The sequence below is a fragment of the Sporosarcina sp. P1 genome (genome assembly GCF_002743155.1).
Taxonomy (GTDB): Bacteria; Bacillota; Bacilli; order Bacillales_A; family Planococcaceae; genus Sporosarcina; species Sporosarcina ureae_B.
In genome coordinates this window covers 19,599-35,741 of sequence record NZ_PDYS01000011.1, presented here as the reverse complement: position 1 = coordinate 35,741, position 16,143 = coordinate 19,599, and the positions used below count along the sequence as shown (strand labels likewise).

14 protein-coding genes are annotated in these 16,143 nt (G+C 40.3%); 11 read left to right on the top strand and 3 right to left on the bottom strand.

Annotation, left to right across the window (positions count from 1 at the left end; translation table 11 throughout):
- The first annotated feature begins 3 nt into the window (after positions 1-3).
- The gene (locus CSV73_RS11475) at positions 4-741 is read left to right on the top strand and encodes a hypothetical protein (protein ID WP_099627651.1); all 738 of its coding nucleotides are present in this window, start codon (positions 4-6) and stop codon (positions 739-741) included.
- Between the two features lie 34 nt (positions 742-775).
- Here the strand turns inward: CSV73_RS11475 and CSV73_RS16610 are convergent, their stop codons facing one another.
- A complete protein-coding gene (locus tag CSV73_RS16610; RefSeq protein ID WP_198166082.1) occupies positions 776-934 on the bottom strand; it encodes a YfhD family protein in 159 nt (52 codons plus the stop codon).
- A 233-nt stretch (positions 935-1,167) separates the two neighbouring features.
- Between CSV73_RS16610 and CSV73_RS11470 the strand changes: the two genes are divergently transcribed.
- From CSV73_RS11470 to cax, 10 genes are all read left to right on the top strand, one after another.
- Positions 1,168-1,452: a con-10 family general stress protein gene (locus CSV73_RS11470; RefSeq protein ID WP_085131700.1), complete on the top strand. Its 285-nt coding sequence runs from the start codon at positions 1,168-1,170 to the stop codon at positions 1,450-1,452.
- 176 nt (positions 1,453-1,628) lie between these two features.
- Positions 1,629-2,975 (top strand): sodium-dependent transporter, encoded by a 1,347-nt coding sequence (locus CSV73_RS11465; RefSeq protein WP_085133570.1) that lies wholly within the window; start codon positions 1,629-1,631, stop codon positions 2,973-2,975.
- 235 nt (positions 2,976-3,210) lie between these two features.
- A complete protein-coding gene (locus CSV73_RS11460) occupies positions 3,211-4,008 on the top strand; it encodes an alpha/beta hydrolase family protein (RefSeq protein WP_085131699.1) in 798 nt (265 codons plus the stop codon).
- 187 nt (positions 4,009-4,195) lie between these two features.
- Positions 4,196-6,076, top strand: coding sequence for an alkaline phosphatase family protein (locus tag CSV73_RS11455; RefSeq protein WP_158232348.1), 1,881 nt, complete (start codon positions 4,196-4,198; stop codon positions 6,074-6,076).
- A gap of 215 nt (positions 6,077-6,291) precedes the next feature.
- The gene (locus CSV73_RS11450) at positions 6,292-7,317 is read left to right on the top strand and encodes an ABC transporter ATP-binding protein (RefSeq protein WP_085131697.1); all 1,026 of its coding nucleotides are present in this window, start codon (positions 6,292-6,294) and stop codon (positions 7,315-7,317) included.
- Positions 7,292-8,311, top strand: coding sequence for an ABC transporter ATP-binding protein (locus tag CSV73_RS11445; RefSeq protein WP_099627649.1), 1,020 nt, complete (start codon positions 7,292-7,294; stop codon positions 8,309-8,311). The genes CSV73_RS11450 and CSV73_RS11445 overlap by 26 nt, the downstream gene beginning before the upstream one ends.
- Entirely contained in the window at positions 8,308-9,936 is a 1,629-nt protein-coding gene (locus CSV73_RS11440; RefSeq protein ID WP_099627648.1) for an ABC transporter substrate-binding protein, read from the top strand. Before CSV73_RS11445 ends, CSV73_RS11440 begins: the two co-directional genes overlap by 4 nt.
- 92 nt (positions 9,937-10,028) lie before the next feature.
- Entirely contained in the window at positions 10,029-11,033 is a 1,005-nt protein-coding gene (locus CSV73_RS11435; protein WP_085131694.1) for an ABC transporter permease, read from the top strand.
- Positions 11,034-11,050: 17 nt separating this feature from the next.
- A complete protein-coding gene (nikC, locus tag CSV73_RS11430) occupies positions 11,051-11,947 on the top strand; it encodes a nickel transporter permease (RefSeq protein WP_099627647.1) in 897 nt (298 codons plus the stop codon).
- Positions 11,948-12,133: 186 nt separating this feature from the next.
- A complete protein-coding gene (cax, locus tag CSV73_RS11425) occupies positions 12,134-13,180 on the top strand; it encodes a calcium/proton exchanger (RefSeq protein ID WP_255397471.1) in 1,047 nt (348 codons plus the stop codon).
- A 615-nt stretch (positions 13,181-13,795) separates the two neighbouring features.
- On the opposite strand, the gene nspC is transcribed toward cax, so the two are convergent.
- Complete coding sequence (gene nspC, locus CSV73_RS11420) at positions 13,796-14,932, bottom strand: carboxynorspermidine decarboxylase (RefSeq protein ID WP_099627646.1); 1,137 nt, start codon at positions 14,930-14,932, stop codon at positions 13,796-13,798.
- A gap of 10 nt (positions 14,933-14,942) precedes the next feature.
- On the bottom strand, positions 14,943-16,142 hold the full coding sequence (locus CSV73_RS11415) for a saccharopine dehydrogenase family protein (RefSeq protein WP_085131690.1): 1,200 nt from the start codon (positions 16,140-16,142) through the stop codon (positions 14,943-14,945).
- Position 16,143: the final 1 nt, after the last annotated feature.

Below are 16,143 nucleotides of genomic sequence, written 5' to 3'. Positions count from 1 at the left end.
TAGATGGATTCGCTTCAAAAAAAGTTACAACAAGAACTGCTACGACAGCCAGATATCCAAATACAACAATCAGACAGCTGGGGGTTGCCGGTTGTGCTCATTACTATACCCTACACAACGATTAAGCGCACGACGATGGACATATTAATGAAAATGATTTTACTTACAGTTCAAAAATTAGATGTAACTGAATCAAAAAAAATTGCAGATTTTCTCGCTGTGGAACCACTGTTTATCGAGAATTTGTTTAATAAGATGGAATCTGCACAAATGATCGAGTTACGTAAAGATCGTTTTCAGTTGACGAGTGTTGGAGTAAGCCAATTACAATCGGGTATTTACGAACATCCACCTGAAAAAGCAGAAAAAACGTTTTATTATAGTCCGTGCCACGATTCAATTTTATGTGAACAACCTGAAAAAGTGTTCACAGCAAAAGTTAAAGAGTTTAGATTAGCTAAGAAATTCACAAGAAGTCCGCAACGACTAGATGATGAACAATTGCGTGCAACACTGCTTGCTACAGGAGCAGAAGCCGCAGAAGGCCCACTACAGAAGATTGTGGATAAAATAGAAATTCCCCAATCACTTGCTAACCAATTTATTCCCTGTGTGGAGTTTTCTCTATACAATCGCACGGAGAACAGCTATTTCACTAGAGTATGGAATACATTAACAGAAGAATGGGATGAGCGTCTGGAGAAACTCATAGATGAACAAGCTCCTCTTCGAAAAAAATAAATAAAGACCAGGAAGTTTTTCCTGGTCTTTTTGCTTATGACTTACGTTTTTTTTGTGCGGAAGCTTTACGTAATTCAGCGAATTCTTTCGAGATTTCTTCATTCATGTCGCGTGCGGCAATCGTTTGGTTCTTTGGAGTTTGTGGTAACGAACCAGCCGAATTACTCCCTTTTTTATGTTCATCTCTTCCCATTTGTTATTCTCCCTTCTGTAAGTACCTTCATAAGTAAGTTGGTTCAAAAACGAGAAGTTATACATGAATATGTAGACAGCTTTTAGCAATACGTATAGATGTGTACTGAATTCCATTCTGTAAGCCTTTCTATCGAAAAAAGGCTATTTACGTAGTCTTGTGTTTAGCTCGTAGTGAATTGGGAATATATTCATTAAGCATTGTAAATTGAATAATAGGGAGGAAGAATATATATGGCTAATCAACATCATACTGATCAAGAGAAGAAAATGACTTTGAAAGAAGCGGGACGTAAAGGCGGTCAAGCAACATCTAAAAAGCACGACAAAGAGTTCTATGAACAGATTGGTCGTAAAGGCGGGGAAGCCACAGCTCAAAAGCATAGTAGTGAATTTTATAGAGAAATTGGTCGTAAAGGTGGAAAAGCTACTGCTGAGAAGCACGATAAACAATTTTATGAGAACATTGGACGTAAGGGAGGAGAAGCTAGAGCGCAACAGAATAAGAGTGTGAACTAAATGGCTAACGGGAATATATTCTTTAAGAAGAAAAGATGTAACCGAATGGAGTATTTCGATTCAGGTACATCTTTTTTGTTGTGCATAACTATAAACAATACAAATATGCTATTGTTTCTAATGGTGTAGTACAGTATAACTATAATTAGCAGAAGTAAAGGGAAATGGGTGAGGAAATGGAACAACGTAAAGAACAATGGTCTTCGAAGCTTGGATTTATCATGTCCTCGGCAGGTGCAGCAATCGGCCTTGGAGCAATCTGGAAGTTCCCGTATGTTACAGGAATGAGTGGCGGTGGCGCATTTTTCCTATTATTTGTCGTCTTTACAATTTTGATTGGATTACCCATGTTGGTTTCCGAATTCATTATTGGACGTGGTTCAGGTAGAGAAGCAATCAGTGCTTACAAGAAGTTGGCGCCAGCTAGTGCATGGCCATGGATTGGTAAGCTTGGTGTAGCAGGGTGTTTCCTTTTACTATCCTTCTATAGTGTAGTGGGTGGTTGGGTATTCGTGTATAGCGGATTATCTATAGGTGGCAAGATCATTAGTGAAGGTGCTTCCTATTCGGAACAATTTGGTTCGATTGTCGGTTCGCCAGTAACAACATTAATCGGTCTGTTCCTATTTACCATCATTAACATATTAGTCGTATCTTCCGGTGTACAAAACGGTATTGAAAAAGCGAATAAATATATGATGCCTTTATTATTTGTGTTTTTTATTATTTTAGTTATTCGTTCATTGACGTTGCCTGGTGCAATGGAAGGTGTATCATTCTTCCTGAAGCCTGATTTCTCTAGTATTACAAGAGAATCAGTATTATATGCACTTGGACAGTCTTTCTTTTCATTAGCCGTCGGATTTTCATGTATGGTAACGTATAGTTCATATCTGAAAAAAGACGTTAGTTTGACTTCATCTGCAAGTTCCGTAGTAGGGATGAATTTATTTGTATCGTTACTAGCAGGTTTAGCTATTTTTCCAGCAGTATTCGCGTTCGGGCAAGAACCGGCAGCGGGACCGGAATTACTCTTCATGGTGTTGCCAGCAGTCTTTTCGCAACTTCCGCTAGGGCAAGTATTCTTAGCGTTATTCTTAATTTTGTTCTTGTTTGCGACATTGACATCTTCGTTTAGTTTGTACGAAATTATTGTGGCAGCGATGACAGCGAGTGGTAAGCGTACACGTAAGTCTGTGACTTGGTTAATTGGTGCGGTTGTATTCATAGCTGCAATTCCTTCTGCTTTGTCTTCTAGTACGTTGTCAGGGTTGCTACTATTCGATAAGAGTGTTTTTGATGCGACAGATTACTTGGTCAGTAATATTTTGCTGCCAGCTGGAAGTTTGCTGATTGCATTATTTATTGTTCATAAGATGGATCAAGTGTTAGTGCGTGATGAATTTACACAGTATAATACGAAATCTATAGGTTTTTATCCACTCTGGCACTTTTTAATGAAGTGGGTAGTCCCATTGACTATTATTGTAGTGTTCTTAAATACGCTTGGGATTGTGAAGTAAAGTCGTTGTGCAAAGGGGAGTGGCATCGTTGGCCTGTATCCCCTCTGCAACGGAAATTCCAAATCACTCTGTACTTGTTCATTTGAATATACTAATCAGGCTCCCTAATATAGGAGTCTTTTTTCTATGTAAGAATAAGAGTTACTATTGGATTTATTTGACTTAAATCTATTTGAATTGTATAATACCTATTAAACATGTTGGAATAATATACTTACATGAGAGTAGGGAAGAAATGCAAAAAATGATCACGATTCGTTCTGGGGAAAATAATTTGTCGGGTGCGTTGCATCTGCCTGAATATAGAAAAGAAGCTATACCTTTGCTTATATTTATCCATGGGTTCGTAGGTAGTAAAGTAGGGGAACATCGTTTGTTTGTTAAAGCCGCTCGTTATTTCACAGAGCATGGATATGGGGTATTCCGCTTTGACTTTAGCGGTTGTGGTGAAAGTGACGGAGATTATGCAGATGTGACATTGACTAATCAATTAAAGGAAGTACAGGATGTCATCGATTATTTAAGTTCGTTTCGCGGTATAGATAAAAGCCGGATTTCATTAGTAGGACACAGTATGGGAGGGGCAGTTGCGTCGCTAACAGCAGCGAGTGATTCACGTATTAAACAACTGATTCTCTGGTCACCGGTAGGTACACCATACGAAGATATAATGGGAATTCTTGGACCAAAAGCAGTTCATGAAATTATAAGGCAAGGCAGTCATGATTATCACGGATTTATGATCAGCCAAACTTTTCTTAAGGATTTGAAAAGACATCAACCTATCGAAGCGATTCGTTCATTTACCGGACCTGTTCATATTGTTCATGCAAAAGAAGATGAACAAATATCAAAAGAACATGCGAGACAATACGTAAATTCACTCAATAAGCGCTTGAACGGAGAGCGAGTAATTGAACAATATATTGAACAGGCTGATCACACATTTTCAAGTTATTCTTTTGAAAATGAATTGTTTGATAAAAGCTTGACGTGGCTTGAAAGAAATTCAGTAAAACAGCTTGCATTGTAACCATAAATTGATAAATACCTTCTGCATAAGAGAATTGCAGGAGGTATTTTTAATAAAAAACATGACTTTTAGAACATATTGTAGTTAGCAAGTTTACCGTGATTTAAGGTAGGGAATAGTAATACAAAGCGAGGGATGCAATATGTTTAAGCCACTGACTATTATAATAATTTTGGTTGTTTGTAGCATGACTAGTACTACTACCTCTTCGTCTGTTCAAGCAACACAACCAACGGGCACAATTAGTGTTGTGTCATTTGATGGATTGGGTTATCAAGACGCACAGAGATACATAGATAAAGGAATCATGTTGAATTTAGAGAGCTTTCAAAAAGAGGCTGCCTATGCGACGGATTTCATTACAGTTACACCATCATTGACTGCGCCATCACATGCCACACTGGCAAGCGGTGCAGCACCTTCCAAGACGGGGATTGTGAGTAATCAGTTCCACTCGACAGGTGAAAAAGTAAAAGATGATCAAAGCGGATTTGCACAAACGTTAGGCGTTACACCTATATGGAAAGAAGCGAGAAATCAAGGAAAAGTAACAGCGACAGTCTCTTTCCCCGATTCGAATCCTGAGAATGCCTCTGCTGCTACGTACGCTGTTTATTCAGGTGGGACCTTAGCAGATTCGAAACTTCATAATTTGAAATTTTCACCTATAGAAGATCAACGTGTTAAACAATTAACTGCAACTACCACAACAGAAGTGGAAGAAGCGGTGATTACATTAGATATAAAGAATTCACCATCCCAACAATTATATGTGTTGCGAATAGATGAGGAAGAACCGGAACTCTATATTTCAATGGATCCCAAACAAATAGGAGAAAAAGTATCAGCAAACGACTGGAACGGTATCGTGCTAGACCTACCAGACTTTGATAGTGCAGGATTCTATATAAAACTAAAAGAGGATCCTGCAGGTAAAGATAGGCTACAATTATTTCAAGGTACTGTAATGGGAGGTCTGTACAAGGGACCTGACCAATTCACGGACGAGATAGAATCTAAATTTGGATTTTATCCCGCGGCTGATGAGATAGATGCCTTCAAAAAAGGAGATATTACAAGAGAAGAATATGAACAAGTAGGCGAACGTTTCGCAAATTGGGTGACGGATGTCAGCTTATATATTAAAGACCACTATCAACCAGACTTATTATTTTATTATTATCCGGTTGTAGATACTGAACTGCATAACTTTTTATTGAGAGAACCTGCCCAACCAGGATATGATTTATCGAATGTGTTGGAGAAAGAGAAGTATGTTAGCTGGGCATTTGGACAAGCGGACCGAGCGATTGGGCGAATCAAAAACAATCTTAACCCTGATGATCACTTATTGATTGTTTCAGATCATGGGTTGGAACCAATTCACACGAGGCTTTCACCGAATAAAGAGCTTGAAAAAGCCGGACTGCTTGTAAAAGATGAAAAAGGAAATGTGGATACATCTAAGACGAAAGCATATGCGGAAGCAAGTGGAACCATTGCGCATGTGTATGTAAATTTAAAAGGCAGAGAGAAAAATGGAATTGTAAAAGAAGAGGAATACGAACAAGTAAAGAATGAAATTGTATCAGTTTTTACCGATAAGACCGTTTTTTCTGCCCTTTCACAAAATCCTGAAAGAGTAGCTCATCCTATTTTGAGTTGGCTCACTGGTAAAGCGGATCTAGCCTATACTTATCCGGTACCTTCAGTCTTATCTAAGCAGAAGAATATCGAGATCTCACCGTATGAAGCGGTTTGGACAGAAGAACAAGAGGAATATGCAACTTTTAGTAATGATAATAGCGGTGATGTATTCTTATCTGCTGCTCCAGGATACTTAATGGGAAAAGATGCGAAAATTGCTGTCGAACCGACCCAAGAATTGGGGAGTCATGGTGGTAATCCTGAGCGTTTGCCATTACATCCTATTCTATTTGCATCAGGTCCCAAAATTTCAAGCGGCGAAATTAGCGAAAGAATAACGATGACCGATATTGCACCAAGTCTATATAAACTACTAGATTTAAAAGCTCCAGAATTTATAGATGGTCAAGCCATTTGGTAAGGGAAATAATTATGCAGTTAAAAGAGTAGCATAACATTAGAAAAATCCGAAATTTTAAGAAGTGCGTAGGTATCAACTTTCCTAATGCACTTCTTTTTTTATTGCCATATTCTCTCACTATATTATTTTATGAAAAAAGCATCTTGCGTTTAATCAGAATAAAAGTATAATAATGATTAATGAGTTATTTCAGAAAAAAGGAAAAAGGTGAGTAAATGAACAAAAGAAAGAAATTACTTGAAGTTAAAGATTTGCAAACGACCTTTTTCACGGATTCAGGAGAAATACCAGCAGTAGATCATGTGGACTTCTATGTGAGAGAAGGAGAAGTCTTAGGGATTGTTGGAGAATCAGGTTGCGGAAAGAGTGTCACCTCTTTATCTATCATGCAGTTAGTTCCAAGTCCGCCAGGGAAAATCACTGGAGGTGAAATCCTCTTTGAAGGGCAAGATCTCTTAAGAAAAACGGAGAAGGAAATGAGAGAGATTCGTGGGAATGACGTCGCAATGATCTTTCAAGAGCCTATGACTTCATTGAATCCACTTTTCACAATAGGCAATCAGATGTCTGAAGCCATTTCACTTCATCAGAAAAAATGGTCGAAAAAGCAAATTAAGGACCGAGCAATCGAAATGTTGAAACTAGTCGGACTACCCCGCTCTGAAGAAATTATGAAGGAATATCCTCATCAGTTATCCGGTGGTATGCGACAGCGTGTCATGATTGCAATGGCGCTTGTATGCGATCCGAAAGTACTCATTGCCGATGAACCTACAACAGCACTTGATGTAACTATTCAAGCACAAATCCTAAAATTGATGCGAGAGTTGAACGAGCGCATGAATACAGCGATTTTACTCATCACGCATGACTTAGGAGTGGTGGCTGAAACTTGTGAACGTGTCGTAGTCATGTATGCAGGACAAGTTATTGAAGAAGCCCCAACCGAAGTAATTTTTAAAAATCCTTGTCACCCTTATACACGCGGACTGATTCAGTCTGTACCAGATATGCGAGATAAAAAAGATCGTCTCTATTCGATTCCAGGTAACGTGCCAAAACCCGGATCCATTGATAGAGGATGTAGATTCGCAGCGAGATGTGAAAGCGCTTTCTCGAGGTGTTGGGTAGAAACACCGGAATTATACCGAAACTCCGAAAATCATCAAACTAGATGCTTTTTATATGACGAACAAGAAGGAGTGACGGGTGCTAATGAACAAACCACTGCTAAGAGTTGAAGGATTGAAAAAATACTTCCCAATTCGCAAAGGATTGATTGGTAAAACAGTAGGTCATGTCAAAGCAATCGATAATGTTTCGTTTCATGTAAATGAGGGAGAGACGCTCGGCATAGTAGGAGAAAGCGGTTGCGGTAAATCGACGACAGGACGGACGATTATGCAGTTGCTGGAACCGACAGAAGGAGTCGTCGAATTCCAGGGGAAAGATTTGACGAAGCTCTCTGCTAATGATATTCGAGCGGTTCGTCGAGACATCCAAATGGTCTTCCAAGATCCTTATGCTTCATTGAATCCTCGTCATACAATCGGCAAGATATTAGAAGAACCATTGATTGTCCATGGTGGTGGCAATGCAAAAGAACGACGTGAAAAAGTCGTAGAGTTCCTAAAAATTGTCGGTTTGAGTGAATATCACGCAAAACGTTATCCTCACCAATTTAGTGGAGGGCAGCGTCAGCGAATTGGAATTGCCCGCGCTTTAATGACGAATCCCAAATTGATTATTGCAGATGAACCTGTGTCTGCACTTGACGTATCCATTCAGGCGCAAGTATTAAACTTAATGCAGGATTTACAAAAGGAATTCAACTTGACGTATATCTTCATTGCACATGATCTTGGTGTTGTACGCCATATCAGTGATCGTGTGGCAGTAATGTACTTGGGGAAGATTGTGGAGATTACAGAAAGTGAAGAGCTATATGCAAACCCCCTCCATCCGTATACACAGGCTTTATTGTCTGCGGTACCTGTACCAGATCCAAATTACAAGAAGGAACAAATCATTATTGAAGGGGATATGCCAAGCCCAGCGAATCCGCCAAGCGGTTGTGCATTCCACACTCGCTGCCCTTTTAAAATGGATGTGTGTACGAAAGTAACCCCTGTATTAGCAGAGGAGAAAGCTGGTCATTCTGTTGCTTGCCATCTTTATTCAACGGAAAGCAACGATGATATAGAAAGAAAAAAACAATTGGAGGGATCTGTATGAGAAAAGGGAAACTGTGGTCGTTCGCGTTGATCATGCTTCTTATCTTATCGACTGCTTTGGCGGCTTGTTCAGGCAGCGATGATAATGAAGGCAGTGGCGACAAGGACAAAGACGCTGCAGATAAAGGCGGCAGTGAGAACAAAACATTAGTATTTGGTCGAGGTGGAGATTCAACATCTCTTGACCCATCCCGTGTAACAGAAGGGGAAACATTTAAAGTAACAGTGAATTTATTCGAAACGTTATTAAACTTTGGGGAGCAGGATACGACGGTTCAACCAGGTCTTGCTAAAGAGTATGACACAAGTGAAGATGGATTGACGTATACATTCCAATTACAAGAAGGCGTGAAATTCCATGATGGCACTGATTTTAATGCAGAAGCAGTCGTAAAGAACTTTGAGCGTTGGGCGAATGGGGATTCAGATACATTCCCATACTACAACTCTATGTTTGGTGGATTTAAAGACGATGAAGAGCACGTAATTGAATCTGTTAAAGCAGATGGAGAATCCACAGTGATTATTACATTGAAGCGTCCACAAGCACCATTCTTGAAAAATCTTGCGATGAGTATGTTCGCTATTTCAAGTCCTGAAGCTTTTGAAAAGGGTGATGATGAGTATGAGCGTAACCCAGTAGGGACAGGTCCATTCAAGTTTGTAGAGTGGAAGCCAAATGAAACCATTACAATTGAAAAGAACGAAGAATACTGGCAAGAAGGGTTACCAAAATTGGATCGCATCATTTTCCAAGCCATTCCTGATAACTCTGCTCGTCTGAACGCTTTACTATCTGGTGAAATTGATTTAGCAGATGGGATCAATCCAGCTGATGGAGTAAAGATTGAAGACAATGATGCATTGCAGTTGTTCGAGCGTCCTTCCATGAACGTAGGATACCTCGGATTAACAGTAACTCGTGAGCCATTTGATAAAAAAGAAGTTCGTCAGGCGATGAACTATGCAATCGATAAACAATCTATTGTCGATTCATTCTTTGAAGGACGTGCCGAAGTGGCGAAAAATCCAATGCCTTCATCTATTTCAGGTTATAACGAAGATGTAGAAGCATATGCATATGATCCTGAAAAAGCTAAAGAACTATTGAAAGAAGCAGGTCTTGAAGACGGATTTGAAATGGAACTTTGGGCAATGCCAGTTCCACGTCCATATATGCCGGACGGAACGAAAGTAGCGGAAGCTATTCAAAGCAATTTGGCTGATGTGGGTATTAAAGCGAAAATCGTTTCTTATGAGTGGGCGACTTACCTAGATAAGGCGAGCAAAGGGGAAGCAGATGCTTTCATGCTTGGTTGGACTGGGGATAATGGAGACGCAGACAACTTCCTATATGTACTATTAGATGAAGACAATATCGGAAGTAATAACTACACGTACTTTAAGAACGACGAAACACATAAGCTATTCCTAGAAGCACAAACAGAAGTAGACGAAGACAAGCGTATCGAGTTGTATAAGCAAGCACAGGAAATTCTTCACGAAGAAGCTCCATGGGTACCACTTGCGCACTCCATCCCATTGTTAGGTGGAGCGAAGGAACTGACAGGGTTTGTTCCGCATCCAACTGGTTCTGATTTGTTGTCGAACGTAGAATTCAAATAAGTAATACGTAAATTACATGACGGAAGAAGAGGGAGAAGCCAGTATTCTCCCTTTCTTTGATTAATACATGATAAGCCGGAGGGGTGAAAGAGTTGTTCAACTATACGATTAAGAGGCTTTTACAGCTAATTCCTGTCCTGCTTGGTATGACCTTTTTAGTTTTTATGTTGATTCGTGCAATTCCTGGTAATCCAGCACAAGTAATTTTAGGACAACAAGCAACAAAAGAAGCAGTAGAAGCCTTGACGATCAAGCTAGGTCTTGATCAACCATGGTATACACAATACTTCAGTTATCTTGGCGGGATTTTAAAAGGTGATTTAGGAGAATCCATGCGTACACGCCTTCCTGTAGCAGACGAAATTTGGCCTTATTTAGCAGCTACATTGGAGTTGGCATTATTTGCGATGATTATCGCAGTCGTTGTAGGGGTGAATGCCGGTATTATTTCTGCTTGGTTCCAAAATTCATGGTTTGACTATTCAGCGATGGTACTAGCACTAGTTGGTGTTTCCATGCCGATCTTCTGGTTAGGGTTAATGGGGCAGTGGGCATTTGCAATCGAATTGCAATGGTTGCCGACAACTGGACGTGAAAATGTCCGTGATCCTGTATCCGCTATAACCAATTTATACATAATTGACACGCTTATCCAGGGCAGATTTGATCAATTATGGGTAGTTATTAAACACTTGATCTTACCTGGACTAGCGCTTGCAACCATTCCGATGGCGATTATCGCCCGAATGACGCGTTCAAGCATGCTAGAAGTGATGCGTTCAGACTATATTCGTACAGCACGAGCAAAGGGTCAGAAAATGTTTTGGGTAGTATATAAGCATGCATTAAAAAATGCAATCATTCCTGTTTTGACAGTTATCGGTCTGCAAATTGGTCTACTCTTGGGTGGAGCTATTCTGACGGAAACCATCTTCGCTTGGCCTGGAATTGGACGTTATATCTATGACGCAATCAACTTTAGAGATTATCCTGTTATTCAATCGGGCATTCTCATCGTGGCATTTATCTTTGTCATGATTAATCTGATCGTCGATTTACTATATGGACTGATCGATCCGAGGATTAAGTATGATTGAGGAAGGAGGAATAGTTCATGTCAGAATTTATGCCTAAGGTAGACGGGGTAGCAGAAGCAAAGTTAGAAAAAACAACAGGACCTTGGCGGGAAGCTTGGGTAGGTTTTCGCAAAAGTAAAGTAGCTGTCGTAGGCGCATTTATTGTCATATTCTTTATTTTGCTTGCACTCTTTGGTCCTCTTGTCACAAAAGAAGGCATCAACGAACAATTAATGACAGATCGACTGCAACCTCCTTCTTCGGAGTATTGGTTTGGAACGGATGATTTCGGACGTGATATATTCTCACGCATTATTCATGGTGCGCGTATTTCATTGTCTGTTGGATTCTTCTCGGTCGTTGGTTCAATTGTAGTGGGGAGTTTCCTTGGGATCATAGCGGGTTATTACGGTCGCTGGATCGATACTATTATCTCTAGAATATTCGATATTATGCTTGCTTTCCCTTCTATTTTATTGGCTATTGCGATTGTATCTGTATTGGGACCCAGCTTACGTAACGCATTGATTGCTATTGCAATTATTAACGTACCAAACTTCGGGCGTTTAATACGATCCAAAGTATTGAGTATTAAAGAGGATGAATATATTACAGCGGCAAAAGCAATTGGTATGAAAGACTTCAGAATTCTGTTTTCGCATATTTTGCCTAACTCGATGGCGCCTGTCATCGTACAAGGTACATTGGCCATTGCCACAGCTATTCTTGAAGCAGCGGCACTCGGATTTCTAGGGTTAGGGGCAGAAGCTCCATACCCTGAGTGGGGAAAGATGTTAGCCGACTCCAAAGATTACTTGCAAAATGCTCCCTGGACAATGATTTTCCCTGGGCTTGCGATTATGCTGACTGTACTAGGCTTTAACTTAATGGGTGATGGCTTACGAGATGCCTTGGATCCGAAAATGAAGAGTTAAGCTGTTTTTTATGATGGATATAATCTGAAAAATGTAATAGGTAGGGGAGAGTCTTATTTACAGACTCTCCCCTATCTTTTTTTAGTACTAATAGGTGATAATTTTCGTTTTGATGATAAACCAGTTTATTTGAACTGGAATTAGGGAAAGATTATAACAAATTGATTATGGAAAGAGGTGGAGACACTGAATAAAGTATTTACTGTCATGGCATTTACAGGAGTACCTTTAGTATTTATAGCATCATTCTTGAATTGGTCAGATTTATGGATGTTTGCATTGTGTTGTTACAGTATTATTGCCCTTGCTGGATTCATTGGAAGAGCAACAGAAAGTTTAGCGATTGTCAGTGGACCACGAATCGGTGGTTTATTAAATGCAACATTCGGTAATGCAGTTGAACTTATTATTTCTATCTTTACTTTGAAAGCTGGATTAATTGCAATCGTACTGGCATCGTTGACAGGTTCAGTATTAGGAAACTTATTATTAGTTCTTGGTCTATCGTTTTTCGCAGGTGGTATTAAGCATAAAAGACAGAATTTTAATATTTTTGATGCCCGGTTTAATTCTGCATTATTGATTTTTGCCATTGTCGTGGCATTTGTGATTCCGGAAGTCTTCTCGATGACGATGGATACTAAAACTGGATTGAATTTGAGTATCGGTATTTCTATCATACTCATCCTGATTTATTTGGCAGGTCTGGTATTTAAGTTATTTACACATCGTGGCGTATTCGGTACCGAAACTCATGAGACAGAAGAAGTGCCAGAGTGGACAAAGAAGAAATCTATAGTGGTACTATTAGTTGCAACAGTAGCTGTTGCATTTGTTTCAGAAAAGCTTGTGCATACATTTGGGACGCTAGGTGAGAAGTTTGGCTGGTCAGAGTTGTTTATCGGTGTCATCATCGTCGCAATCGTTGGTAACGCGGCAGAGCATTCTTCTGCAATTACATTGGCGATGAAAAATAAAATGGATGTATCGGTAGAGATTGCAATCGGTTCTACATTGCAGGTCGCAATGTTTGTCACACCGGTGCTGGTACTGATATCGTTAATGATGCCTACTGCAATGCCACTTGTATTCACGTGGCCAGAGTTGATCGCGATGATTACCGCCACATTACTAGTCGTCAATATATGTCATGACGGAGAGTCAAATTGGTTCGAGGGACTCGTGCTATTTTCAGCCTATCTAATTATGGGGATTGGATTCTTCTTACTGTGAGTAGTAAGTATTAGGTTTAAGAGCAGGATAGAGGTAAGTAACGTTGATCTGCGTTCCAGGCGGACGCGTTCGGGAGGGCCCGCGGTGAACCAACTAGTCGCGGTGCTCCTTTAGTTGTTTCACCTGATCGGGCTGATCCTCCCCGAGTCGCCGCCTTCCACTTCGATCAACTGGTGTTATCTTCTGATGATCGCGAGTGGAATGAAAAACTTATGTACTATTCTAACTTGAACTGGAATATAAAAAGTATCAGTGTGTTGATTGGTAATTCTAATGAAACCTTAAACTATTATAGACTTTTACACATTACTTATTTGTATCAAAGTGTAAAAACCCGATTTGCATTTTTCAGCGAATCGGGTTTTTACGTCTTAAACGAAATAGTCGAATGGAGTAAAGAAAATGATGTAATTTTGATTAGTAGTTATGAACTTGAACTCCACTTTCTAAAATCAGAAAAAGACACCAGATGATTGTAGTGGAAGGTGGCGACTCTTGATGGATAAGCGTGCGCCTTGAGACCCCGCAGTAGCGAAGCGGCCCAAGCCACGTCCTTGGGAAAGCGTCCGCCTGGAACGTAGATCAACTTGCTCTCACTTTTCCCACTCACTACTCTTAAGACAACCGCTGCCTAAAATCCTCATAACCAAATTGCTTCACTACGTTGATTTCATCATTGGCAGTATGAAGGACAATCGATGGCAAATTAACGCCATTAAACGTATTGTTCTTCACCATCGAATAATGTGCCATGTCGCAAAATACCAGTCGATCGCCAGGTTGTAATGGCTGATCGAATGAATAATCCCCAATTACGTCCCCAGCAAGACAAGTTGGCCCTCCTAATCTATAAGTATGGGCTTTTTCATTTGGCATACCTGCCCCGATAATCTCCGGACGATAAGGCATCTCCAGAACATCTGGCATATGGCAGGAAGCCGAAGTATCGAGAATAGCAATGTCCATACCATTATGCATCGTATCAAGTACTGTCGAGACGAGGAAGCCGGTGTTTAGCGCAACGGCTTCGCCCGGCTCTAGGTAAACGTCAAGATTATATTTATCTTGCATGAAACGAATGCAACGGATTAATGTCTCCAGATCGTAATCAGCACGAGTGATATGGTGACCGCCACCGAAGTTGATCCATTTCATCTTCTGTAAATGGGGGCCGAATTCTTCGTCGATGATTTGGATCGTCCGCCACAACGTATCAGAGTTTTGCTCGCACATCGTATGGAAGTGCAGGCCACTAATACCTTCGAGTTCATCAGCTTCGAAATTATCTAACGTAACACCGAATCGTGAATAGGTGAAGCAAGGATTGTACATATCGACTTCAATCTCAGAGTATTCAGGATTGATGCGGATTCCGCATTCAATCGACTTTTCCTGCTTTTGAACTTGGCTCTTGAACTGCTTCCACTGCGCAAATGAATTGAATACCAAATGATCAGAGTAACGAAGGATTTCCTCAAACTCGTTTTCTTGAAAAGCGGGGGCATACGTATGTACTTCTTTCCCCATTTCTTCAAAGCCAAGACGCGCTTCAAATACACCACTTGAAGTAACGCCATGCAAATACTGTCCGATTAACGGATAGACTGCAAACATCGAAAATCCTTTTTGTGCAAGTAAGATCTTGCATCCTGTTTGATCGGTAACGAATTTCATTTTTTCTAAGTTAGCAATCAGTAATTTTTCATCAACGACATAACTAGGCGATGGGACTGCTTGTACATCAAAGTTCATACTATTCTCCTCAGTCTATTAAAGTTGGATTGAAATCTTCATGCCAAGGTAAACCATACTCATTCAACGCATCCATGAATGGATCCGGATCGAACTCTTCAATATTGAAGACACCTGGCTTTTTCCATTTGCCTGTTAACATCATCATTGCACCGATCATAGCTGGAACACCTGTTGTATAGGAAATAGCTTGTGATCCCACTTCACGATAACACGCTTGATGATCACAAATATTGTAAACATAATACGTTTTTGGCTCACCGTTTTTCGTGCCTTGATAGATACAACCAATATTCGTTTTTCCTTTCGTACGTGGTCCTAGCGAAGCGGGGTCCGGTAGTACAGCTTTCAGGAATTGCAGTGGAACGATTTGCTGACCTTCAAAATCAATCGGTTCAATGGACGTCATTCCCACATTTTCAAGTACACGCAAATGCATCAAATACTTTTCGGAAAACGTCATCCAGAAACGAATTTTATTTACACCGGTAATATTTTTCGCCAATGATTCAAGTTCCTCGTGGTATAGCAAGTAGACGTCTTTTGGTCCGATTTCAGGTAGATCATAAACGCGTTTCACTTCAAGAGGTTCTGTTTCCACGAACTCTCCATTTTCATAATAGCGTCCGTTAGCTGTGATTTCACGGATATTGATTTCTGGGTTAAAGTTCGTTGCAAAAGGATACCCGTGGTCGCCTGCATTGGCATCGACAATATCAATCGTATGGATTTCATCGAAGTAATGCTTCAATGCATATGCGGAGAACACACCTGTTACACCAGGATCGAAACCACTGCCGAGCAATGCAGTTATACCTGCTTCTTCAAACTTCTCTTTATACGCCCACTGCCATTTATATTCGAATTTCGCTGTATCAAGTGGCTCGTAGTTCGCAGTATCCAAATAATCCACTTTTGTTTCAAGACATGCATCCATAATCGTCAAATCCTGATAAGGCAATGCGACATTAATGACGATATCCGGTTTAAATTCATTGATTAACGCGACGAGTTCAGGCACGTTATCTGCATCCACTTGAGCTGTTTGGATTTTTGTTTGTCCACCGTCAAGCTTTTCTTTCAAAGCATCACATTTTGATTTCGTACGACTTGCGATACAGATTTCTTCAAATACATCGGGTACCTCACAACACTTATGCACGACGACACTTGCTACGCCACCAGCTCCAATAATTAATGCTTTTCCCATT